This is a genomic window from Nocardioides sp. (genome assembly GCF_034670285.1).
Classification (GTDB): domain Bacteria; phylum Actinomycetota; class Actinomycetes; order Propionibacteriales; family Nocardioidaceae; genus Nocardioides.
Map to the genome: position 1 here is coordinate 1 of NZ_JAXMNS010000010.1, position 22,330 is coordinate 22,330.

The following is a 22,330-nucleotide window of genomic DNA, read 5'->3' on the forward strand; positions in this document are numbered from 1 at the left end:
CGCGCTGCTCGTACTCGAGCCGCAGCCCGGGCACCACGAACTGGGAGAGCAGCTCCTCGTCGACCTTCTCACCCTCGCCGAGCTGGCGAGCCACGACCTGGCCGATCAGGCGTGCCTGCGTGGCGACGAAGTCGCTCTCCCGCTCGCGCATCTCGCCGGTGACGACGTAGGCGCGGATCGAGCCGGCCCCGAGGACGATCAGGATCGTGCTCGCGACGAACGCGGCGGTCAGGCGTTCACGCATTGGGGGCGGGCGCCTCGAGTCTGAAGCCCACGCCCCTCACTGCTACGACCTTGTCGGTGACGCCGACGCTCTCGAGCTTCTGGCGCAGTCGACCGATGGTGACGTCGAGGGTCTTCGTCGAGCCGTACCAGTTCTCGTCCCACACGTCGGCCATGAGCCGACCGCGGGAGACGACCTTGTCCTTGTTGGCCGCCAGGATGTTGAGGACGTCGAACTCCTTGCCCGTCAACGGGACCTCGGTGCTCGCGGCGTAGACCCGTCGCGCGGCGACGTCGATACGGAGCCCGTCCTCGGACTCCTCCGTGGCGAGTCCGGTGCCGGCACCGGTGCGCCGCAGCAGGGCCCGCACGCGCGCCTGCAGCTCGGCGAGTCCGAAGGGCTTGGCGAGGTAGTCGTCGGCGCCGTAGTCGAGGCCGACCACCCGGTCGAGCTCGCCGGCGCGGGCGGTCACGATCATGATCGCGCCCTCGAAACCGGCCGCTCGGGCCTTCTTGCAGACCTCGAGACCGTCCATGTCAGGGAGCCCGAGGTCGAGGATGATCACCTCGGCGGAGCGACCGACCAGCTCGTCGAGCGCCTTCTGGCCGGTGTCGACCCAGCTGACCTCGTAGCCCTCGCGCTCCAACGTCCGGACAAGGGGGAACGCGATGTCCTCCTCGTCCTCGACGACGAGAACCCTGTGAGCCATGCCCAGAGCATAGGGGGTGAGGGGCAGCCGCATCGGCAACTACCCCACAAGTGCCTCACGGGAAGCCGCTCAGCCGGCCAGACGGACCCGCCCTGCTCCCGAGTGGGCAACCGCAGCGGAGGCGAGGATGGCGGCAGCGCCGCCTGCTACGAGCCACCGCACGGCGTTGTCGGAGCCGACCAGCGGCATGCCGATGCCGGGCAGAGTCAGCACGACCCGTTCGAGGGTCGGCGTGTCGCTGGTGAGCACGTCGTCCGTGCCCTCGACCGTCAGCAGACCCGGCCGGGCGACGCTCACGCGACGGATCCCGCCCGCGACCTCCACCATGTCGTTGCTGACGAGCTCGCTCGACGGCACGGCGCGCGTCACCACGAGCGTCCCGGCGGTGTACTCGCCGCGGGGCTCGGTGATCACCGCGGCCTGCCACCCGAGCAGGATCGGGAGCAGCAGCAGGACGCCGAGCCAGCCTGCGAGCAGGAGCCCCGCGACGAGCACGATCCGCAGTCGCCGAGCACCCGAACGGGCCTTACGCGGTGGGTGGAGTACGAGCTCCACGGCACGCCCCTCCCCGGGCTCGTTGACAGGCCCTCCCAGACCCCCTGTGCAAAGAACAAGGTCGGGGCGAGCCGCACGCCCCCCGGCAGTGCGGCTCAGCCCTCGACCGTTGACAGCAACACTAGAAGTCGCGCGACCACGCCTGAGATACACCGATCACACGGCTCAGCCACCGTTCGGTAACACCTCGATCAGGCGAAGAGGTCTCCGAGCTCGTCGACCCGGGCGAGCACCTGGTCGAAGGTCAGCTGCTCGAGACCGAGCGGGTCCTCGGCTCCCTCGACGACCTCGTCCCACGACACGGGGGCGGCGACGAAGGGACGCTCGCGGCCGCGCAGCGAGTACGGCGCCACGGTGGTCTTCGAGCCGGAGTTCTGCGACCAGTCGAGGAAGACCTTGCCCCGACGACGTGCCTTCGTCATCGTGGCCGTCACCAGCTGGGGGTGCTCGGCCTGCAGCTCGTCGGCGACCTCCTTCGCGAGCTCCGTCGAGAGCTCGGGCGACAACCGCTCGGGCAGGGTCGCGTAGAGGTGCAGCCCCTTGCTGCCGCTCAGGACCGGTCGACCGGTGAGACCGCGCTCGGAGAGCTTGTCGCGCACGAGCAGCGCCACCTGGCAGCACTCGTGGAGCCCGGCCGGCTCCCCCGGGTCGAGGTCGATGACGATCCGGTCGGCGTTGCGCGGCCGTCCGTTGCGACCCACCCGCCACTGGTGCACGTGCAGCTCGATCGCAGCCAGGTTGGCCAGCCAGGTGAGGGTCGCGAGGTCGTCGACGACCGGAAAGCTGAGGGTGTCGCCCGAGGCACCCACCGACCTGCTGCCCGTGGTCGGCACATTCACCGTGCGCACCCACGAAGGAGTGCCGGCCGGGGCGTTCTTCTCGAAGAAGCTCAAGCCCTCGACCCCGTGGGGCCAGCGGATCCGCGTCACCGCACGATCGCGCAGGTGCGGCAGCATCGTGGGCGCGACCTGGGCGTAGTAGCTGAGCATCTCGCCCTTGGTGGTCCCGGTCTGCGGGTAGAGCACCTTGGCGAGGTTCTTGATCACCAGCGTGCGCCCCTCGACGTCGACGCGCACCTCGGTCTCGTCGGCGGCCATCAGAGGTCACCGACGGCGAGGTCGAAGCGCAGGCCTTGGTACGACGGCTGACGCAGCCGCTCGTGGCCGCGTCCGTGGGTGTCGACGTCGACCACCAGCACCGGGTCCAGCCACCGGGTGCCCGCAGCGTCGTCGCGCGGGACGTCGTCCACGAACGGACTCGTGTCGCGCTCCAGCGTGGCGACCGCCTCGGCCAGCGCCCGGCCCTGCTTGGGTCCGATGCCGCTGCCCACCCGACCGCGGTAGCGCAGCCCCTCGGGAGTCGGTTCGCCGACCAGCAGGGCGGCCAGCCGCTCACCGCCCTCCTGCGGCCGCCAGCCCCCGATCACGTAGGAGTGCCGGTGCCGGTGTGCGAACTTCAGCCACTGCGCACTCCGCTCCCCCGGCACGTAGCGCGAGTCGAGACGCTTGCTCACGATGCCCTCCAACCCCTGGGCGCGGGTCGCCTCGAGGAGCATTGCCCCGTCGTCGTACGACGTCGGCACCTGCCAGGTGGAGCCGTCGAGCACCTCGGCGAGCCGCGCCCGCCTCGTCGACAGTGGCTCGCCGGTCAGGTCGGCCCCGTCGAGTCGCAGCAGGTCGAAGGCCATGAACGTCACCGGCACCTGGCGCACCAACCGAGCGACGGTGCTGCGCTGCCGCACGTGCAGGCGCTGCTGGAGCGTGCGGAAGTCGGGCAGGCCCTGATCGTTGAGGGCGATCACCTCGCCGTCGACCACGGCGTCGCGCGCCCCGAGGGGCGAGTCGGCGACGTCGGGCCACGAGGCGGTGACGTCGTTGTCGTTGCGGCTCGTCAGGCGGGTGCCGCCGGGGCCGGTCTCGGCCAGGATGCGCATGCCGTCCCACTTCACCTCGTGCGCCCACGCGGACCCGGAGGGCACGTGGTCACCCTTGGTGGCGAGCATGGGACGCATGGGTCCATCCTGACCGATGGATCTTCGGAGTCCCAGGGGTCACACTGGTCTCCACATTCCCATCACCTGTCGGAGAGGCTTGCCCATGCGCGCGATCTGGAAGGGGGCTGTGTCCTTCGGGCTGGTCAGTGTCCCGGTCAAGCTCTACTCCGCGACCGAGAGCCACGACGTGTCGTTCCGCCAGGTCCACGCCAAGGACGGTGGGCGCATCAAGTACCAGCGGGTGTGCGCGATCGACGGCGAGGAAGTCGCCTACGCCGACATCGCCAAGGGCTACGAGACCGAGGACGGCGAGATGGTCATCCTCGACGACGACGACCTCGCCGACCTGCCCTCGTCGTCGTCTCGGGAGATCGCGGTCGAGAAGTTCGTGCCGACCGACCAGATCGACCCGATGCTCTTCGAGAAGTCCTACTACCTCGAGCCGGAGAAGTCCGGCGCCAAGGCCTACGCCCTGCTGCGCCAGGCGCTGCTCGAGGCCGACCGGATGGCGGTCGTGACCGTCGCGCTGCGTCAGCGCACGAGCGTGGCGGTGCTGCGCGTGCGCCCCACCGACGCCGGCGACGTCATCGTGATGCAGACGATGATGTGGCCCGACGAGATCCGCACCCCCGACTTCAGCGTCGAGGTCGGCGAGGTCAAGGAGTCGGAGAGCAAGATGGCCACGATGCTGGTCGAGACCCTGGCCGGTGACTTCGACGCGAGCGAGTTCGAGGACGACTACGCCGGGGCCGTCGAGGCGTTGGTGAAGGCGAAGATCGAGGGCGGCGAGATCAAGCGGACGCCCACGTCCACCAAGTCGTCGGGCGAGGTCGTCGACCTGCTCGCTGCGCTGCAGCGGTCGGTCAAGGCCGCACAGACGGCGCGCGGGGAGAGCAGCGACGACGAAGACGAGGACGAGAAGCCGGCGAAGAAGTCGACCTCCACGACGGCTGCCAAGAAGGCTCCCGCGAAGAAGGCCGCCAAGAAGGCCCCGGCGAAGAAAGCTGCGGCCAAGAAGGCTCCCGCGAAGAAGACCGCTGCCAAGAAGAGCGCCAAGAAAGCCAGCTAGCGACCGATGGCCGCGGCGGAGTTCTTGGTCCGCCGGTCGAGGCGGTGCATGACCGCGTCGACGAGGCGCGGGGAGACGAACCCCAGCACCTCCCCCGCCACCCCGACCGGCACGTTCCACACCACGGGGCGGTCCTCGAGGGCGCGCACCACGTGCTCGGCCGCACGCTCGGGCGACATCGCCCGCAGCCCGTCGTACTCCTCGGTCGGCGCGACCATCGCGGTGCGCACCAGCCCGAAGCGCATGTTGGTGAAGGTGACGTTGTCGCCGTAGGCCTCGCGCGCGGCGATGCGCGACCACGTGTCGAGCGCGGTCTTGGAGGCGAGGTAGGCCGAGAACTTGGGTGCCTTGAGCTGCACGCCCCAGCTGAGGATGTTGACGACCTGACCGAACCCCTGCGCGCGCATGGCCGGCAGCAGCCCCATCGTCAGGCGCACAGGGCCGAAGTAGTTGATGGCCATCGTGCGCTCGACGTCGTGGAAGCGGTCATAGCTCAGGTCGAGCGAGCGGCGGATCGAGCGGCCGGCGTTGTTGACGAGGTAGTCGACCCCGCCGTGCTCGTCGAGCACCCGCGCGACCAGGGCGTCGATCGCGTCGAGGTCGGTCAGGTCGCAGACGTACGACGCCGCGGTGCCGCCGGCAGCGACGATCTGCTCGCGCACGCGGTCGAGCTCGACCGACCGCCGGGCGACGAGGAGCACCGTCGCCCCGCGCCCGGCAGCCTCGAGCGCGGTGGCCTCACCGATCCCCGAGGACGCGCCGGTGACCAGCACCGTGCGGCCCTCGAGCGGGCTCGGGGCCCCGGGCCGGAGCAGACGACGCAGCCGGGCCCGCGGGGTGAGCAGGAGCATCAGTCGGTCGCCCCGACGACGAGCGGCCAGGGGCGTGCCTCCTCGAGCTGGGCCGAGAGGCTGAGCAGCAGCTCTTCACCGTCGGTCGGGCCGACCAGCTGCACGCCGACGGGGAGCCCGTCCTCGGCGATCCCGCACGGCACGGACGCCGCCGGGTTGCCGGCGACGTTCCAGAGCGCGGCATAGGCGATGGCCGGCATCGACAGCATCGAGGCCGCCGCCGAGCCGCGACCGTCGAGGATCCCGACCTGGGGCGGACGGTGCGCGATGCTCGGGGTCAGCAGCACGTCGACCTCGTCGAAGACCCGGTTGGCCTTGGCCGAGACCTTCTCGCCGGTGCGGATCGCCCACTCGGTGACGCGCGGCGTCACCCAGGAGCCGAGCCGGTAGGTCTCGCGGGTGCGGCGCTCGAGGCGGTCGTAGTGCTCCACCATCTGCGCCTCGTCGCGGATCCCGGCGAAGAACTGCGGCACGAACGCCGCCGTCGGGTCGGGGTACTTCGGGTCGATCTCGCGGACGTCGTGCCCGAGCGTGCTCAGCAGCCGTGCGGTCTCCTCGACCGCCGCCACGTGCAGCGGGTCGGGCTTGACGCCGAGCGTCACCGGCTTGGTGGACCAGCCGATGCGCAGCCGGCCGGGGGCGGTGAGGGCCGCCTGCTCGAACGAGCCCACGGCACCGGCGTGGAAGCGGTCGACCTCGGTGGTGCCGCGGATGACGTCGTAGACCACGGCCGCGTCGCGCACGCTGCGGGCGAGCGGTCCGGTGGTGCCGAGCGCCCACCACAGGTGTGCGTGCGGGGCGGCGGTGACACGGCCGCGCTGAGGCTTGAGCCCGAAGAGGCCACACATGGCCGACGGGATCCGGATCGAGCCACCACCGTCGCCGCCGATCGCGACGGGCACCATGCCCGAGGCGACCGCGGCCGCCGTACCGCCGCTGGAACCGCCGGGCGTGCGGGTGGGGTCCCACGGGTTGCGGGTGATGCCGCGGGCGGAGCCCTCGGTGTAGGGCCAGGCGCCGAACTCCGGCATCGTCGTCTTGCCCACGATCACCGCACCGGCGGCTCGGAGCCGGGAGACCAGGGTGCTGTCTGCGGCCGCCGGGGTCGAGTTGCCGTTGCCGCCGAAGGTCGTGACCGCGCCGGCGACATCGAGCTCTTCCTTGATGGCGATCGGGACGCCGTGGAGGGGTCCGGGAGCGTCGTCGCCCCGCCCCAGGGCGGCCGCCTCGTCACGAGCCTGCTCGGCCAGCACCACGGAGAAGGCGTTGAGCGGGGGGTTGAGCGTCGCGATGCGCTCCAGCGCCTCGTCGACGACGATCCTGGGGGTGAGGTCGCCGTCAGAGGTCAGCCGGACGGTCTCGACGACGCCGGCGCTACGAAGGTCGGTCATGCACTGACCCTAGGCGAGCGACTCCAACCAGGCGTCGTGGAGATCGGAGAAGCGGCCCTCGCCGCTGTCGATCAGGTCGGCGGGTGAGCCGTCCTCGACGATCCGGCCGTGCTCCATGACCAGCACCCGGTCGGCGATCTCGACCGTCGACAGGCGGTGGGCGATGATCACCGCCGTGCGGCCGGCGAGCACGGTGCGCAGCGCCTGCTGCACCAGCCGCTCCGACGGGACGTCGAGCGACGAGGTCGCCTCGTCGAGGATCAGCACCGCGGGATCGGCCAGGAAGGCGCGCGCGAACGCGACGAGCTGCCGCTGGCCGGCGCTGAGCCGCCCGCCGCGGTTGGCGACGTCGGTGTCGTAGCCCTCGGGCAGCGCCATGATGAAGTCGTGCGCGCCCAGCGCCTTCGCGGCGCGCTCGACGTCGTCGAAGGAGGCCTCGGGCCGGCCGAAGCGGATGTTGTCGGCGATCGTGCCGGAGAAGAGGTAGTTCTCCTGGGTCACCATCACGACCCGCTCGCGCAGGTCGTCGGCGGTGAGCTCGCGCAGGTTGACGCCGTCGAGGCGCACGGCGCCCGCGACCGGGTCGTAGAAGCGCGTCGCGAGCTTGGCCAGGGTCGTCTTGCCCGCACCGGTGGTGCCGACCAGCGCGATGGTCTGCCCGGCCGGGATCGTGAGGTCGAGGCCGGGGATGACGTCGCGCTCGTCGGTGTAGCTGAACCGGACGCCGTCGAACTCCAGGCCGCCGTGGGTCTCCTGGAGACGGCGCGGTTCGGTGGGCTCGGGCACGCCCGGCTCCTCGCGCAGGACGCCGGCGAGCTTGTCGAGAGCCGCCGAGGCGGACTGGAAGGTGTTGTAGAACTGGCTGATCTCCATCATCGGCTCGAAGAACTGGCGCAGGTAGAGCAGGAACGCGGCCAGCACCCCGACGGTGACGTCGCCCTCGTAGGCCAGGTAGCCGCCGTAGAGCAGGGTGACGGCGATCGTGATGTTGCCGATCAGCTTGATGCCGGGCATGAAGAGCGCGACGAGCCGGAAGGCGTGGAGGTTGGCGCGCCGGTACTGGTCGTTGACGTCGTCGAAGATCTCCTGGTTGCGGGGCTCGCGGCGGAACGCCTGCACCGCCTGCACGCCACCCATCGACTCGACGAAGTGCACGATCACCAGCGCGACCTTCTCGCGGGTGTTGCGATAGCTGGTGGTCGACGACTTGCGGAACCAGTTGGTGATGAGGAACAGGAAGGGTCCGCAGGCCAGCGCCACGAGACCGAGCTCGACGTCGAGGAAGAGCAGGAGGCCGGCGGTGCCGACGAGGGTGAGCGCGGCGGTGACCAGGCCGTCGAAGCCGGTCTCGAGCATCTCGTAGATCGCGTCGACGTCGGAGGTCTGGCGCGAGATCACGCGCCCCGAGGTGTAGTCGTCGTGGAAGGCCGGGCTCAGCACCTGGAAGTGGCGGAAGACCCGACGGCGCACCTCGTAGAGCACGTTCTGGCCGAGCAGACCCGAGCGCACCAGGAAGAAGTTGCGCGCGATCGCCTGGACGACCGCGGCCACCACGACGATGCCGACGATGAGGGTCAGCGGGCTGAGGTCGTCGCTGGCGCGGATCGGCGGGATGCCGCTGTCGATGCCGACCTTGACGAGGTAGGGGATCGAGAGGCGGGCAGCGTTCTCGACCAGCACGACCCCGATGAGGATCCAGATCGCCTTGCGGTACGGCGCCAGCAGCTCGCGCAGCAGGGCCCCCGAGCCGCCGGCGAAGCGCGGTGAGCGCTCGCGCTCGGCCGCCTCGTCGTCGTCGACGTGGGCCACGCCGCGCCAGCTGGGCTGACGCTGCTCGTCCTGGGGAGCGGTGCCGGTGCTCATGCGATCGCCTCCGAGAGCCCCGACAGCTCGGCGTCGGCGGCGAGCAGCTCGCGGTAGGCGGGCACCGTCTCGAGCAGCACGCGGTGGTCGCCGACGTGGGTGATGGTGCCGTCCTGGAGCAGCGCGACCCGGTCGGCCAGCAGCACGGTCGAGGCCCGGTGGGCCACGACCAGACCGGTGGTGGAGCCGAGCACGCGCTGCAGCGCCTCCTCGACCAGCTTCTCGGTGTGGACGTCGAGGGCCGACAGCGTGTCGTCGAGCACCAGGACCTTCGGGCTCGCCAGGACGGCGCGCGCCAGGGCGAGGCGCTGACGCTGACCGCCGGAGAGCGCCATCCCCTGCTCACCGATGCGGGTGTCGAGGCCCCACGGCAGCTCGTGGACGAAGCCGGCCTGAGCGATCTCGAGAGCCTGGTCGATGTCGGCGTCGCTCGCGTCGGAGCGACCGAGCGTGAGGTTCTCCCGAGCGCTCATCGAGAAGAGCGTCGGCTCCTCGAACGCCGTCGCCACGAGCGAGCGCAGGTGGCGCAGGTCGAGGTCGCGCACGTCGACGCCGTCGATGCTCACGCGGCCGGCCGTGACGTCGTACAGGCGGGGCACGAGCGAGGTCAGCACGGTCTTGCCGGAGCCGGTCGCACCCACGAGCGCGACCGTCTCACCCGGCGCCAGGTCGAGGTTGACGTCGCGCAGGACCAGGTCGTCGGGGGCGTCGGGGAACGCGAAGTCGACGTGCTCGAACCGCAGGTGGCCCTGGGGCTCGTCGATGACCGCGGTGCCACCGACGATCGCGGGGTCGGTGTCGAAGATCTCGAGGATGCGCGCAGCGCTGGTCATCGCCTCCTGCGCCATCGCGAGGATGACGCCGAGGGAGGAGACCGGCCACACGAGCGAGAGCAGCAGCGTGATGAACGCGACCAGCTCGCCCGGGGTGAGCGAGCCACGGCCGACCCCGATGGCGCCGAGCAGGAGCACCACGGCGACGGCCAGGTTGGGGATGATCTCGAGGAAGGTCCAGAATTTCGCGGCGAGCCGCACCTTGACCATGCTCGTGTCGCGCAGCGTGCTCGCGGCGGCTTCGTACTGCTGCGAGACGTGCTCGCCGCGCCCGAAGGACTTGATCACCCGGATGCCGACCGCGCCCTCCTCGGCCATGGTCGCGAGGTCACCCTGCTCGTCCTGCACGCGCCGGGAGATGACGACGTAGCGCTTCTCGAAGCGCATCGACAGCGCCACGATCGGCACCGCCGCGGCCGCCACGACGAGACCCAGCGGCCAGTACATGTTGAGCAGCACGAGGGTGACGACGACGACCTGCACGATGTTGATCAGCAGGAAGAGCATGCCGAAGCCGAAGAACCGGCGGATGCCGCTCAGGTCGGTCGTGGCGCGCGAGAGCAGCTGGCCCGACTGCCACCGGCTGTGGAACGACATCGGGAGATCCTGCAGGCGCTCGTAGAGGTCGTGGCGCATGGCGGTCTCGACGTGCAGCACGGCGTTGCTCTGCACCCACCGACGCCACAGCATCAGTCCGGCCTCGATCACGCCCAGCAGGAGCGCGAGCAGACCGAGCGGCAGCACCGGCCCGAGCTCGCCGTCGGTGATCGGCCCGTCGATGAGCGCCTTGGTGACCAGCGGGATCGCGATGGCGACCCCCACCCCGGCCAGCGAGGTGAGCAGCATGATGACCAGCGCCGTGCGGTGCGGGCGCAGGTAGCCGCGCAGGCGCCACAGCGAGTGGATGCCGGCGGGTGGATCGGTGGTCGGCGCGGGTCCGAGATCGGTTGCCATCAACAACGAGATTAGGTCGAGCCACCGACGACCGCCAATCAATAAGGTACCTCAGGAGCGCGGTGCGAGGAGCGCGCTCGGCGGGCACCTAGCGCGTCGGGATCAGCAACGTCCGCGACGTCATCGCGACCGTGTCTCCGACCGCGTCGACGAACCTCTCTTGGAGGAACCCGACCCGGCGCAGCGACCAGATGGTCTGGGCGGTGACCCACGAGAGGTCGCGCGCCTTATCGATGTTCCAGGCGCTGATCACGTGGACGACCGGGCCGGCGTGGTCGTCGACTCCCTGACCGATCTCGGTGAGGAACGAGCGACGGATCGGCGCCTCGACCTGCGCGAGCACGGCGTTGACGGTCTCGTAGTCGGCGTGCAGGTCGTCGGGCTCCAGCCCGCGCGCGCGACAGGTCTCGACGACCGCGACCGGGAGGTCGTGCTCGATGTGGGTGTTCATCCCGGCCAGCGCGTACTGGATCGGCCATCGTCCGCCGGCACGGGCCTCGAACAGCGGACGCCACGGCGTGGGCACCGAGCGACCGGCGACGTCGGCGTCGTAGGCCTCCAGCCACAGGCCGGCGAACCGTACGTCGAGGTCGGCCATGGTTGCGGGGTCGCCGAACGACAGCGGCAGCTCCGACCCGCCGGTGAGGACCTCCTCGATCAGCTCGGTCACGTGGAGGTACATCCGGTTGAAGATCGCCACTCCGTCGGACGGCTCGAGCTCGGCGTCGATCGCGCGCATCCGCGCGATCACGTCCAGCACCGTCGTGGGAGTGCTCATCGACCCGTCGCTCCCGCTAGGAGAGCAACCCCCGCACCACCCGCAGCGCGACCGACATCCGAGCGAGGTCGGCGTGCTCGTCGGAGCAGATCTCGCGCAGCGTGTCGGCGGCGCGTGCGACGACGACGTGGTCGGCGTCCTCCCAGGTCTGCACGCGTACGGCGGCCGCAGCATCGGCCTCGGTGGCCGCGAGCACCTGCCCGGTGAGCTGGGCGTGGACGGCGTGCAGGTCGTCGCGCAGCGCCGCGCGAGCCATCGTCTGCCACCGGTCGTCGCGCGGCAGGGCCAGGATCCGCTGCACCAGCAGTGGCAGCCCGAGCCGCTCACCGAGGGTGAAGTGCGTGCGGGCGACGTCGATCGGGTCGAGGTCGGCGGTGTGCGCGGTCTCGATGACGTTGAGCAGCACGTAGGCCGGCGGCAGCACCGCGACCTGCGAGGCGAGGTCGACCGGCACGTGGTTGCCGATCAGCTTCTCCAGCCGTCCCTCGTAGGCCGCCAGCTCGGCACCGCTCATCACGTCGGGCAGCGCGGCCATCACCGCGTGCATCGGCTCGGCGAAGGTGTCGACGAGCGCCTGCGAGTCGAGAGGAGGCCGCCGGTTGGTCACCAGCCACCTCGAGCCGCGCTCGACGAGCGTGCGCATCTCGACGCGCATGTGGGTCTGCACCGAGGCCGGGATCTGGTTGTCGTGGCGACTGATCTCGTCGCGCAGCGGCAACGACCCGAAGATCTCGCGCGCCACGAAGTTGGCGCGGGTGAGCTCGGCCGCCGAGGCCCCCGTCTCGCCCGTCAGCCGCGGCCAGTAGGTCATGCCGGCGCCGTTGACCAGGTCGTTGACCACCTGGGTCACGATGATCTCGCGCCGCAGCGGGTGCTCGACGATGCGCTCGTCGAAGCCCTCGCGGATCGGCTCGGGGAAGTAGGCCCGCAGGTCCAGGTCGAGGTAGGGGTCCTCGGGCAGGTCGGAGGCCAGCAGCTCGTCAGCCAGCACGATCTTGGTCCACGCCATCAGCACGGACAGCTCGGGCGTCGTGAGCCCTTCGCCGCGGTCGAGTCGGCGCCGCACCTGACGGCTCGTCGGCAGCCCTTCGAGGTCGCGGTTGAGGAAGCCCTGCGACTCGAGCCGCTTCATCCAGGACTCGTGCACGTGCAGCAGCGGGGCCGCGTTGGAGGCAGCGTTGCTGAGGGCGAGGTTCTGCTCGTAGTTGTCGCGCAGCACCAGCGCGGCGACCTCGTCGGTCATCTTCGCCAGGATCGCGTTGCGCTGCTTCTCGGTGAGGTCGCCGGAGGCGACGACACGGTCGAGCAGCACCTTGATGTTCACCTCGTGGTCGGAGGTGTCGACGCCCGCGGAGTTGTCGATGAAGTCGGTGTTGACCCGACCACCGCCGCGCGCGTACTCGATGCGGCCGAGCTGGGTGAGCCCCAGGTTGCCGCCCTCACCGACGCAGCGCACCCGCAGGTCACCACCGTCGACCCGGATCGGGTCGTTGGCCTTGTCGCCGGCATCGGCGTGCGTCTCGGACGACGCCTTGACGTAGGTGCCGATCCCGCCGTTCCAGAGCAGGTCGACGGGCGCGAGCAGGATCGCCCGCATCAGCTCGTTCGGCGTCATCGCCTTGACGTCGGCGTCGATGCCGAGCGAGCGTCGCACGTGGTCGTTGAGCGGGATCGACTTCGCCGAGCGTGCGTGCACGCCGCCTCCGGCGGAGATGGTGTCGGCGTCGTAGTCCTGCCAGCTCGAACGGGGAAGCGCGAAGAGCCGCTTGCGCTCGGCGTACGACGTCGCGGCGTCGGGGTCGGGATCGAGGAAGATGTGGCGATGGTCGAAGGCCGCCACCAGGCGGGTGTGCTCGGAGCAGAGCATCCCGTTGCCGAAGACGTCGCCCGACATGTCACCGACGCCCACGCAGGTGAAGTCCTCGGCCTGGCAGTCGACGTCCATCTCGCGGAAGTGTCGCTGCACCGAGACCCATGCGCCGCGGGCGGTGATGCCCATCGCCTTGTGGTCGTAGCCCACCGAGCCGCCGCTGGCGAACGCGTCGCCCAGCCAGAAGCCGTACTCCTTCGCGATGCCGTTGGCGATGTCGGAGAACGTCGCGGTGCCTTTGTCGGCGGCGACCACGAGGTAGGAGTCGTCGCCGTCGTGGCGCACGACGCGGGCCGGCGGCACGGTCTCGCCCTCGACGAGGTTGTCGGTGACGTCGAGCAGACCTGAGATGAAGGTCGTGTAGCAGGCGATGCCCTCGGCCAGCCACGCGTCGCGGTCGGACGGGTCGGGCAGGTGCTTGGCGAAGAAGCCGCCCTTCGCGCCCACCGGCACGATCACGGTGTTCTTGACCATCTGGGCCTTGACCAGGCCGAGCACCTCGGTGCGGAAGTCGTCGCGTCGGTCCGACCAGCGCAGGCCACCGCGCGCCACCGACCCGAAGCGCAGGTGCACGCCCTCGACCCGCGGCGAGTAGACGAAGATCTCGTACTTAGGTCGCGGCTCGGGCAGGTCGGGGATCGCGGACGGCTCGAGCTTGAAGGAGATGTAGCTCTTCGGCCCGGCCCCCTCACCGGAGTGCTGGAAGTAGTTGGTGCGCAGCGTCGCGCGCACGTGGGTCAGGTAGGAGCGCAGGATCCGGTCGTGGTCGAGGCTCGCGACGTCCTCGAGGGCGTGCACCAGCCGTTCGACGACCGCCTTTTCGTCTCCCCCACCATCGGGGTCGAAGCGCGCCTCGAACAGGTCGACCAGCATCCGCGTGATGTCGACGTTGCTGAGGAGCGCGTCCTCGATGTAGTCGAGGGCGAACGGCGAGCCACCCTGGCGCATGTACTTCGCGTAGGCGCGCAGCACCGTCGCCTGGCGCCACGTGATCCGGGCGCCCAGCACGAGGGCGTTGAAGCCGTCGATCTCGGAGAAGCCGTCCCAGACCGCACGAACGGCGTCCTGGAACAGCTCGCGGGCGTCCTCGGGGAGCCGGCCGGGGTAGCGCAGGCCGAACTCGTAGATGTGCGAGGGCCGCTCGACGCCGTCCAGCGTGTAGGGCCGCTCGTCGATGACCTCGACGCCCATCGAGCTGAGCATCGGCAGGACCTGCGAGAGCGAGAGCGGGTCGCCGACCCGGTAGAGCTTGAGCCGCGCCTCGCCGACTCCGGCGTCGACGTCCTGGTAGAGCGAGTGGTCGAGGCCCTCGTCGCCGACGATCTGCTCCAGCCGGCCGAGGTCCACCGAGGCGGCGCGGGCGGAGAAGTCCTCCTTGTAGGCCTCGGGGAAGGAGTCGAGGTAGCGCCGGCCCAGGATCGCGCCGACCTCCTCGCCGTACTCGGCCATCACGGCGGCGGTGAAGTCGTCGCGCCACGACCGTGAGGCCTCGGCCAGGCGGCGCTCGAGGTCGACGGTGTCGATCGTCGGGATGGTGGAGCCCTTGGGCAGGTGCACCACGAAGTGCACCCGTGCGGTGGTCGACTCGTTGATCCGCACGTTGAACTCGACCGAGGCCGCGCCGAAGCGGTCCTCGAGGATCTCGACGAACTTCTCCCGGACGCTGGTGTTGTAGCGGTCACGCGGCAGGTAGACCAGGACCGAGACGTAGCGCCCGTAGGTGTCGGCGCGGGTAAGCACCCGCACCGCCCGTCGCTCGCGCGCCTGCATCGCGGCCTCGGCGAGTGGCCAGAGCTCCTCGACGGGCGTGTGGAAGAGGTCGTCGCGCGGATAGTTCTCCAGGGTGTCGAGCAGGGCCTTCCCGGCGTGGCTCTCGGGATCGAAGCCGCTGCTGCGCAGCACTGCTCGCGCCTTCTCGCGCACGAGCGGGATCCGGGTCAACGACTCGGTGTAGGCCGCGCTCGAGAAGAGCCCGAGGAAGCGACGCTCGCCGTCGACCTCACCTGCGGCGTCGAACGTCTTCACCCCGACGTAGTCGAGGTAGGCCGGACGGTGCACCGTGGCCCGGGAGTTGGCCTTGGCGAGCACCAGCAGCGTGCGCTCGCGCGCCTTCGCCTTGACGGGCTCCGGCAGCCTGGCGAACGACTCGGAGACCTGCTGGTCCGAGCGCAGGATGCCCAGGCCGCTGCCGGGGACCGCGCGCAGCGCGTCCTCCTCGGCGCCGTCCACCTCGACCCGGTCGAGGCTGTACTCGCGGTAGCCGAGGAAGGTGAAGTTGCCCGCCGCGAGCCACTCCAGCAGCTCCGCCGACTGGCGTACCTCGTCGTCCTCCAACGGCGGTGGGTTCTCGCGGACGTCGGCCACGATGGCCTCGACCCGCTCGTGCATCTTGGCCCAGTCCTCCACGGCCTCGCGCACGTCGCGCAGGACCCGCTGGACGTCGTCGACCACCGCGGCGGGGTCGTCGGCCTCCCCGAGCCGGTCGATCTCGACGTGCATCCACGACTCACGCACCGCATCACCCGCGGGCTCGGACGCGCCGTCCGCGACAGGGGTGACCGACTGCAGCTCACCGGTGATGTCGCGCACGACGTCGAAGCTCGGGTGGACGACGAGGTGGACGTCGCGCAGCTGGCGCGAGAGCTCCATGGTCAGCGAGTCGACGAGGAACGGCATGTCGTCGACGACGACCTCGACCACCGAGTGCCCACCGGCCGACCAGCCGTGCTCGGCCAGGGTGGGGGTCGACATCCGCACCTGGGCGGTCCCCTGGGGCCTGGCGCGCGCCAGCTGGTGGTGCGAGGCGAGGGCGCCGTAGATGTCGTAGTCGGACCGGTCGACGAGGTCCTCGGGGGCGACGTAGCGGAAGTAGCCGCGCAGGAGGTCGCCGACCGCGTCGTGCGGTGGGCCGCCGCTGCCCTTGCCTTGCTTCGCCAGGTCGGTGGCCTTCGCGAGGAGCTCGGCCTTGTCGGAATCGTGCGTCGTCGTTGACACGAAGCCCACGTTAGGACCCGGCAGTCGCGGCGACAACTGCGACCCGCCAGAGGTCGCTGACGACGTCCCCGGCGAGAGCTCAGAGTCGGCTGCGCACGTCCCAGAGAACGGGGTAGTACTGCAGCGGCAGCCGACCGCGCAGGTAGGCCGACCCGCTGGAGCCGCCGGTGCCCGACTTGGCGCCGATCATCCGCTCGACCATCACGACGTGGCGTGCACGCCAGCTGGCGGCGAGCTCGTCGTGCTGGAGCAGAGCCTCGGCGAGCGCCCAGACGGCGGCGTACGACGAGCGGTCGTGCGCCGTACGACGCACGGAGTCGGCGACCTCGTCGTCGTCACCCGCAGGCAGGTCGTGGGCACGCAGCACCTCGAGGAAGGCGTCCCACAGCGACGGCTCCTCCAGGCGCCGTCGCAGCCGCTCCTGCTCGTCCTCGGTGAGGCCTCGGAACCGATCGAGGTAGCCCGCGTCCTTCGCCCCGCTGACGAACTCGAGCTCGCGGAACTGCACGCTCTGGAACCCGGACGCCGGCGCCAGGCGCTGGCGGAACTCCAGGAAGTCCTGCGGGGTCATCGTCTCGAGCACGTCGACCTGCTGCACGAGCGTGCGCTCGATGACGTGCACGCGCTGGAGCAGGTGCTGGGCCCACCACAGGTTGCCGTCGGTCATCGCCGAGCGGGCCGCCGCGACCTCGTGCAGGAGCTGCTTGAACCACAGCTCGTAGACCTGGTGGATCGTGATGAACAGCAGCTCGTCGTGCGCCGGCGGGTCGGACTCGAGGTGCTGGGAGTCGAGCAGCTGCGGGAGCCGTAGATAGCTTCCGTAGGTCAGCTGAGCGCCCTGCTCGCCGAAGGACACAAAGGACTCGCTGCTCGTTTTCTCGCTCACTCCCCCACTCAATCACTCCTGGCGGCATGATGACGCCCATGAAGCTCCGTCATGAATTCACCTACGCCGCCCCTCCCGCCGACGTGTTCGCCATGCTGGCCGATCCCGCCTTCCGCGAGAAGGTCTCCGCGGCCCAGGACGTCGTCTCCGCCGACATCACCGTGACCCCCGCCGGTGAGGGCTTCGAGCTGGTCAACGACCAGGTGCAGAAGACCGAGGGGCTGCCCTCGATCGCCAAGAAGTTCACCGGCGACACGACCCACGCCATCGTCACCGAGAAGTGGGCCGACCAGCGTGGTGGCTCGGTCGACATCTCCTCGCCCGGCAAGCCCACGGCCATCACGGGCACGGTGGCGCTGCTCGAGTCCGCGGAGGGCACGAGCGAGGTCGTCGAGCTCGAGGTCAAGGTGAAGGTCCCCCTGATCGGCGGCAAGCTGGAGGCCCTCCTCGTCGACACCATCAAGGGGAACCTCGAGATCGAGCAGACCGTCGGCGACGCCTGGCTGGCCGGAGAGCGCTGACATGTCCAAGACCATCACCCACGAGCTCTCCTACGACGCCCCGATCGACGCCGTGACCGCCATGCTGGCCGACCCGGCGTTCCGCGAGGAGGTCTGCCGCTACCAGCGCTGCGTGCGCTACGACGTCGCCATCGACGTCTCGGGCGAGACCAAGAAGGTCCGCATCGACCAGTGGCAGCCCACCAAGGGGATGCCCTCCTTCGCCAAGAAGATCGTCGGCGAGGAGACCAACGTCGTCCAGGAGGAGACCTGGACCAGCCCGACCCACGGCGACCTCAAGATGAGCATCCCCGGCAAGCCCGGCGACATGTCCGGCACCGCCTCGATCGCGGAGTCGGGCGTCGGCACCGTCGAGACCGTCACGCTGACCGTCAAGGTCAACATCCCGCTCGTCGGCGGCAAGCTCGAGGGCCTCATCGCCGACCTGCTCCTCAAGGCCCTCAAGGCCGAGAACAAGGTCGGGCGCGACTACCTGTCCCGCTGAGGGTCCCGCTGGGGGTCCCGCTGGGGGTCCTGCTGGTCCGCGTGCTCGTCGGCGCGGCGGCGGCGTGCGATGACGATGCCGAGCACGACGAACGGCCCGAAGGCCAGCAGCAGGGTCAGCACCTGCTCGACCGGGTGCAGGGCACCGAGGTGGAGCGGGACGACCGTCATGGCTCCATCATGCCCGGTCGACCCGAACCTCTGGACAGCCAGCGGGCCGGGTGGTGAGCCTCCTCACCGCCCGGCCCGGAACACGGACTCGTAGTGCGATGTTCAACTACACATGACTGACCTCTTCGAGCCCCTGACCGTGAAGTCCTGGACCCTCGCCAACCGCCTGGTGATGGCCCCCCTGACCCGCAACCGTGCCCAGGGCACCGTGCCCGGCGACCTACAGGCCGAGTACTACTCGCAGCGCGCCGCCGCCGGCCTCATCATCACCGAGGGCTCGCAGCCCAGCGCCCGCGGCCAGGGCTACCCCAACACCCCCGGCTTCCACTCCCCCGAGCAGCTGGCCGGCTGGACCAAGGTCACCGACGCCGTGCACGCCCAGGGCGGGCTGATCGTGGCCCAGCTCATGCACGCCGGCCGGATCGCCCACCCCGACAACACTGGCGGCGAGGAGATCATTGCCCCGAGCGCGATCGCTGCGCCCGGCGAGATGTTCACCGGCACCGGCTCGCAGCCCCACCCGGTCCCCCGCGCGCTGGAGACCGACGAGATCCCCGAGGCCGTCGAGGAGTTCGTGACCGCCGCGCGCAACGCGATCGACGCCGGTCTCGACGGGGTCGAGATCCACGCCGCCAACGGCTACCTGATCCACCAGTTCCTCGCGCCGGGCAGCAACCTGCGCGACGACCAGTACGGCGGCTCGCCGGCCAACCGCATCCGCTTCGCCGTCGAGGTCACCCGCGCCGTGGTCGACGCCGTCGGCGCCGACAAGGTCGGCATCCGGATCAGCCCGGCGCACAACATCCAGGGCGCGACCGAGGAGGACGCCGCCGACGTCGAGGCGACGTACACCGGGCTCATCCAGGAGATCGCCCCGCTCGGCCTGGCCTACCTCTCGATCCTCGCCGACCCGCGCCTGGACCTCGTGCAGTCGCTGCGCAAGGAGTTCGGCGGTGTCGTGATCGCCAACGACGGCTTCGGCACCATCACCACCAAGGACGACGCCCAGGCGATCCTCGACGAGGACCTCGCCGACGCGGTCGCCGTGGGGCGGCTCTACCTCGCCAACCCCGACCTGCCGACACGTTGGTCGAAGGGTGCCGAGCTCAACGAGCCCGACTCCGACACCTTTTACGGTGGCGGCGCCGAGGGCTACACGGACTACCCGTTCCTCTCCGCCTGACCTGAACCCGTCCGCCCTCCCGTACTAGGGCACCCGCACCAAAAATGATGCCGAGTCGGCGCGAGTACGCGCCGACTCGGCATTGATTTCGTGCAGTCAGCCCTGGTGGGGGTGGCGGTGCTCCTTCGGCGGCACGAAGGTCTCCTTGATCGAGCGCGGGGAGGTCCAGCGCAGGAGGTTGACCGCCGCACCGGCCTTGTCGTTGGTGCCCGAGGCGCGGCCACCGCCGAACGGCTGCTGGCCGACGACGGCACCGGTGGGTTTGTCGTTGACGTAGAAGTTGCCGGCGGCGAAGCGCAGCTTCTCCGAGGCCCACGCGATCGCGCCGCGGTCCTGGCTGATGACGGCACCCGTCAGGGCGTACGGCGAGACGCTCTCCAGCTGGTGGGTGACCTTCTCGAAGTCGGCGTCGTCGTAGACGTGCACGACCAGGATCGGCCCGAAGTACTCCGTGGAGAACATCGCGTCGCTCGGGTCGGTCGCGGTCACGATCGTGGGTCGCACGAAGTAGCCCACCGAGTCGTCGACCTGGCCGCCGGCCACGACCTCGAGGCCCTTGGTGCGCTTGGCGCGAGCGATCGCCGCCTTGTGCTTGGCGAAGGCTCGGTCGTCGATGACCGCGCCCATGAAGTTGGACAGGTCGGTGACGTCGCCCATCGAGAGGTTCTCGGTGTCGGCGATCAGCTGGTCCTTGATCTTCGCCCACAGCGACTTCGGCACGTAGGCGCGCGAGGCTGCCGAGCACTTCTGGCCCTGGTACTCGAACGAGCCACGGATCATCGCCACCCGCAGCACGTCGGGGTCGGCCGAGGGGTGCGCCAGGATGAAGTCCTTGCCGCCGGTCTCGCCGACGATGCGCGGGTAGGAGCGGTAGCCCGAGATGTTGGTGCCGATCGTCTGCCACAGGTGCTGGAACGTCGGCGTCGAGCCGGTGAAGTGGATGCCCGCCAGGTCGGGGTGGGTCAGGGCCACCTTCGAGACGTCGAGGCCGTCACCGGGGAGCATGTTGATGACGCCCGGCGGCATGCCGGCCTCCTCGAGCAGCTCCATCGTCAGCGACGCGGCGAGCTGTTGGGTGGGCGACGGCTTCCACAGCACCGTGTTGCCCATCAGCGCCGGGGCAGTAGGCAGGTTGCCGGCGATCGCGGTGAAGTTGAACGGCGTGATCGCGTAGACGAACCCCTCGAGCGAGCGGTGGTCGGTGCGGTTCCAGATGCCGGGGCTGTTGGCGATCGGCTGGTCGGTGAGGATCTGCTTGGCGTAGTGCACGTTGAAGCGCCAGAAGTCGATGAGCTCGCACGCAGCATCGATCTCGGCCTGGAAGGCCGTCTTCGACTGCCCCAGCATCGTGGCGGCATTGAGCCTCTGGCGCCACGGCCCGGCGAGCAGGTCGGCAGCCTTGAGGATGATCGCGCAGCGCTCGTCGAACGGCATCGCGCGCCACTCGGGCGCGGCGTTCGTGGCCGCCTTGACGGCCGCCTCGGCGTCCTTGGTCGTGGAGTTCTTCAGGACCCCGAGCACGTGCTGGTGGTCGTGCGGCTGCACGACCTTGATCTCCGCGCCGCCGCCGTTGCGCTTGCGGCCGTTGATGTGGGCGCGGAACGTGTGCTGCTTGCCCTCCAGCGCCGCGATCTCGGTCTCGAGGGCGGTCCGTTCGGGGCTGCCGGGTGCGTAGAGCAGATTCGGCTCGTTGACGGGAGCGGGAGGAAAGGTGATCGCGTCCATTGCGCGAGCGTAGTTCAGAGGGGCTGACCTACAGCAAGGAGTCGATCTCCTGCACGCCGAACCACGCGAGGTCCTCGTCGGGGTCGGCGTCGACCCCCCGGTCGGCGACGTCGGCGTGGACGGCGACCAGGTCGGCCAGCGCGATCGGGGCACCGGCGTCGGCGACCTCGGCGACCAGGACCACGCGACGTCCGGGCCCCTGGATCAGCGTCGTCGAGGCGTCCGCGGCGCTCATCAGCGCGGCGTACTCGGCCGCCTCGTCGTCACCGTCGGCCTCGAAGGGCTCGGGATCCGCAGCGATACTCCCCGAGGCGACCAGGCCACGCACCCGGTCGACGGTCGTCGGCAGGTAGACCCGGGTCATTTCTTCGTCGCCCGGCTCGTCGTCGCGCGCTTGCGGCCGCGAGGCGCACGCTTGCTCGTGGAGACGGTCAGGAGCTCCTCGAGCGCCTCGGCCAGGCAGGTCTTGAAGATGTCCACGTCGGGCAGCAGGTCGCGGTCGGCGTTGATGCCGTAGAACACCTTGCCGTCGTACGACGTCACCGCGATCGAGAGCGGGTGGCCGGGCAGCAGCGGCGGCACCGGGTAGGTCGCGAGCATGCGGGCACCTGCGGCGTAGAGCGGAGCCTGCGGGCCCGGCACGTTGGTGACGCTGAGGTGGTAGCCGCGGCGCAGCTCCTCGGCAGCGACGCGCGAGCCGATGGCGTGGAAGGTCGTCGGGGCGAACCCGGCGATGCCGGCGAGCCGGTTGGCGGCGACGCTGCGACCGGTGTCCTTGTGGGCCTGGAACGAGTACGACACCTGGTGCAGTCGCACGATCGGGCTCGCCTCCCCCACGGGCAGGGTCACGAAGTGAGCAGCGATCTGGCTGCCGAGCGAGGTGGCCTCGAGCTCGTCGTCGATCACCGAGACCGGCACCACGGCCCGGATCTCGCGCACCCCGCTCAGCGACGCGGTGCGCGTCATGAACCAGCCGCGCAGTCCGCCGGTGATCGTGGCGAGGATGACGTCGTTGATCGTGCCGCCGTGGGTCTCGCGCACCCGGCGGTAGTCGGCGAGGTCGGTGGTCAGGGTGATCACCCGACGCTGCTGCGAGAGGGGTCCGAACATCGCCGAGCGACGTCGCGGACGTCGTCCGGTGAGGGCTCGGGTGACCTGCGCGGCGCGCTCCCGAGTGGCGTCGACGCTCTGCCGCACCTGCGCGACGGCGATGCCGGCGGTGTCGATCACGGCGGTGGGCGCGGTGACGGACTCCTTGATTGCGGAGGCGAGCAGGGC

Annotated in this window: 20 protein-coding genes; 4 read left to right on the top strand and 16 right to left on the bottom strand. The window is 70.3% G+C overall.

Annotated features, from left to right (window positions below; genetic code table 11):
* The 5 genes from VOI19_RS01175 to ligD (VOI19_RS01195) all read right to left on the bottom strand — a co-directional run.
* On the bottom strand, positions 1-244 hold a 244-nt coding region (locus tag VOI19_RS01175), incomplete at its 3' end, for a hypothetical protein (RefSeq protein ID WP_323791121.1).
* Positions 237-932 carry a response regulator transcription factor gene (locus VOI19_RS01180; RefSeq protein WP_323791122.1) on the bottom strand — a complete coding sequence of 232 codons (696 nt, stop codon included), beginning with the start codon at positions 930-932 and terminating at the stop codon, positions 237-239. The genes VOI19_RS01180 and VOI19_RS01175, both read right to left, overlap by 8 nt.
* Before the next feature lie 69 nt (positions 933-1,001).
* On the bottom strand, positions 1,002-1,487 hold the full coding sequence (locus tag VOI19_RS01185; protein WP_323791123.1) for a hypothetical protein: 486 nt from the start codon (positions 1,485-1,487) through the stop codon (positions 1,002-1,004).
* Between the two features lie 191 nt (positions 1,488-1,678).
* Positions 1,679-2,584: a non-homologous end-joining DNA ligase gene (gene ligD / locus VOI19_RS01190; RefSeq protein WP_323791124.1), complete on the bottom strand. Its 906-nt coding sequence runs from the start codon at positions 2,582-2,584 to the stop codon at positions 1,679-1,681.
* A complete protein-coding gene (gene ligD / locus VOI19_RS01195; protein WP_323791125.1) occupies positions 2,584-3,498 on the bottom strand; it encodes a non-homologous end-joining DNA ligase in 915 nt (304 codons plus the stop codon). Before ligD (VOI19_RS01195) ends, ligD (VOI19_RS01190) begins: the two co-directional genes overlap by 1 nt.
* Before the next feature lie 85 nt (positions 3,499-3,583).
* Here ligD (VOI19_RS01195) and VOI19_RS01200 point away from each other — a divergent pair, with 85 nt between their 5' ends.
* Positions 3,584-4,549, top strand: a complete 966-nt coding sequence (locus VOI19_RS01200) for a Ku protein (RefSeq protein ID WP_323791126.1) — start codon at positions 3,584-3,586, stop codon at positions 4,547-4,549.
* Here VOI19_RS01200 and VOI19_RS01205 read toward each other — a convergent pair.
* The 7 genes from VOI19_RS01205 to VOI19_RS01235 all read right to left on the bottom strand — a co-directional run bounded on the left by VOI19_RS01205 (position 4,546) and on the right by VOI19_RS01235 (position 16,969).
* Positions 4,546-5,400, bottom strand: coding sequence for an SDR family NAD(P)-dependent oxidoreductase (locus VOI19_RS01205; protein WP_323791127.1), 855 nt, complete (start codon positions 5,398-5,400; stop codon positions 4,546-4,548). The two genes, VOI19_RS01200 and VOI19_RS01205, sit on opposite strands and share 4 nt — an antisense overlap.
* Positions 5,400-6,791, bottom strand: a complete 1,392-nt coding sequence (locus VOI19_RS01210) for an amidase (protein WP_323791128.1) — start codon at positions 6,789-6,791, stop codon at positions 5,400-5,402. The genes VOI19_RS01205 and VOI19_RS01210 overlap by 1 nt, the downstream gene beginning before the upstream one ends.
* Before the next feature lie 9 nt (positions 6,792-6,800).
* Entirely contained in the window at positions 6,801-8,654 is a 1,854-nt protein-coding gene (locus tag VOI19_RS01215; protein WP_323791129.1) for an ABC transporter ATP-binding protein, read from the bottom strand.
* Positions 8,651-10,441, bottom strand: coding sequence for an ABC transporter ATP-binding protein (locus VOI19_RS01220; protein ID WP_323791130.1), 1,791 nt, complete (start codon positions 10,439-10,441; stop codon positions 8,651-8,653). Before VOI19_RS01220 ends, VOI19_RS01215 begins: the two co-directional genes overlap by 4 nt.
* An 88-nt stretch (positions 10,442-10,529) precedes the next feature.
* The gene (locus VOI19_RS01225; protein WP_323791131.1) at positions 10,530-11,219 is read right to left on the bottom strand and encodes a DUF5995 family protein; all 690 of its coding nucleotides are present in this window, start codon (positions 11,217-11,219) and stop codon (positions 10,530-10,532) included.
* Positions 11,220-11,235: 16 nt separating this feature from the next.
* A complete protein-coding gene (locus VOI19_RS01230; protein ID WP_323791132.1) occupies positions 11,236-16,083 on the bottom strand; it encodes an NAD-glutamate dehydrogenase in 4,848 nt (1,615 codons plus the stop codon).
* 79 nt (positions 16,084-16,162) lie between these two features.
* Positions 16,163-16,969: a tryptophan 2,3-dioxygenase gene (locus VOI19_RS01235; RefSeq protein WP_323791133.1), complete on the bottom strand. Its 807-nt coding sequence runs from the start codon at positions 16,967-16,969 to the stop codon at positions 16,163-16,165.
* A gap of 38 nt (positions 16,970-17,007) precedes the next feature.
* Here VOI19_RS01235 and VOI19_RS01240 point away from each other — a divergent pair, with 38 nt between their 5' ends.
* Positions 17,008-17,490, top strand: a complete 483-nt coding sequence (locus VOI19_RS01240; protein WP_323791134.1) for a DUF2505 domain-containing protein — start codon at positions 17,008-17,010, stop codon at positions 17,488-17,490.
* A gap of 1 nt (position 17,491) precedes the next feature.
* Entirely contained in the window at positions 17,492-17,974 is a 483-nt protein-coding gene (locus VOI19_RS01245; protein ID WP_323791135.1) for a DUF2505 domain-containing protein, read from the top strand.
* Here the strand turns inward: VOI19_RS01245 and VOI19_RS01250 are convergent.
* The gene (locus VOI19_RS01250; protein ID WP_323791136.1) at positions 17,959-18,144 is read right to left on the bottom strand and encodes a hypothetical protein; all 186 of its coding nucleotides are present in this window, start codon (positions 18,142-18,144) and stop codon (positions 17,959-17,961) included. The genes VOI19_RS01245 and VOI19_RS01250 overlap by 16 nt on opposite strands.
* Before the next feature lie 112 nt (positions 18,145-18,256).
* Between VOI19_RS01250 and VOI19_RS01255 the strand changes: the two genes are divergently transcribed.
* Entirely contained in the window at positions 18,257-19,327 is a 1,071-nt protein-coding gene (locus VOI19_RS01255) for an alkene reductase (RefSeq protein WP_323791137.1), read from the top strand.
* Positions 19,328-19,423: 96 nt separating this feature from the next.
* Here the strand turns inward: VOI19_RS01255 and pruA are convergent, their stop codons facing one another.
* From pruA to VOI19_RS01270, 3 genes are all read right to left on the bottom strand, one after another.
* A complete protein-coding gene (gene pruA, locus VOI19_RS01260; protein WP_323791138.1) occupies positions 19,424-21,052 on the bottom strand; it encodes an L-glutamate gamma-semialdehyde dehydrogenase in 1,629 nt (542 codons plus the stop codon).
* 28 nt (positions 21,053-21,080) lie between these two features.
* Positions 21,081-21,416 (bottom strand): DUF6912 family protein, encoded by a 336-nt coding sequence (locus VOI19_RS01265; RefSeq protein ID WP_323791139.1) that lies wholly within the window; start codon positions 21,414-21,416, stop codon positions 21,081-21,083.
* The coding region (locus VOI19_RS01270; RefSeq protein WP_323791140.1) for a WS/DGAT domain-containing protein at positions 21,413-22,330 on the bottom strand (918 nt) is incomplete at its 5' end. The genes VOI19_RS01265 and VOI19_RS01270, both read right to left, overlap by 4 nt.

Bases quoted from the DNA above. Each gene is read 5' to 3' on its own strand.
- VOI19_RS01180 (WP_323791122.1), bottom strand. From the start codon at position 932: ATGGCTCACAGGGTTCTCGTCGTCGAGGACGAGGAGGACATCGCGTTC.
- ligD (WP_323791124.1), bottom strand. From the start codon at position 2,584: ATGGCCGCCGACGAGACCGAGGTGCGCGTCGACGTCGAGGGGCGCACG.
- ligD (WP_323791125.1), bottom strand. From the start codon at position 3,498: ATGCGTCCCATGCTCGCCACCAAGGGTGACCACGTGCCCTCCGGGTCC.
- VOI19_RS01200 (WP_323791126.1), top strand. From the start codon at position 3,584: ATGCGCGCGATCTGGAAGGGGGCTGTGTCCTTCGGGCTGGTCAGTGTC.
- VOI19_RS01205 (WP_323791127.1), bottom strand. From the start codon at position 5,400: ATGCTCCTGCTCACCCCGCGGGCCCGGCTGCGTCGTCTGCTCCGGCCC.
- VOI19_RS01210 (WP_323791128.1), bottom strand. From the start codon at position 6,791: ATGACCGACCTTCGTAGCGCCGGCGTCGTCGAGACCGTCCGGCTGACC.
- VOI19_RS01215 (WP_323791129.1), bottom strand. From the start codon at position 8,654: ATGAGCACCGGCACCGCTCCCCAGGACGAGCAGCGTCAGCCCAGCTGG.
- VOI19_RS01220 (WP_323791130.1), bottom strand. From the start codon at position 10,441: ATGGCAACCGATCTCGGACCCGCGCCGACCACCGATCCACCCGCCGGC.
- VOI19_RS01225 (WP_323791131.1), bottom strand. From the start codon at position 11,219: ATGAGCACTCCCACGACGGTGCTGGACGTGATCGCGCGGATGCGCGCG.
- VOI19_RS01240 (WP_323791134.1), top strand. From the start codon at position 17,008: ATGAAGCTCCGTCATGAATTCACCTACGCCGCCCCTCCCGCCGACGTG.
- VOI19_RS01245 (WP_323791135.1), top strand. From the start codon at position 17,492: ATGTCCAAGACCATCACCCACGAGCTCTCCTACGACGCCCCGATCGAC.
- VOI19_RS01250 (WP_323791136.1), bottom strand. From the start codon at position 18,144: ATGACGGTCGTCCCGCTCCACCTCGGTGCCCTGCACCCGGTCGAGCAG.
- VOI19_RS01255 (WP_323791137.1), top strand. From the start codon at position 18,257: ATGACTGACCTCTTCGAGCCCCTGACCGTGAAGTCCTGGACCCTCGCC.
- pruA (WP_323791138.1), bottom strand. From the start codon at position 21,052: ATGGACGCGATCACCTTTCCTCCCGCTCCCGTCAACGAGCCGAATCTG.
- VOI19_RS01265 (WP_323791139.1), bottom strand. From the start codon at position 21,416: ATGACCCGGGTCTACCTGCCGACGACCGTCGACCGGGTGCGTGGCCTG.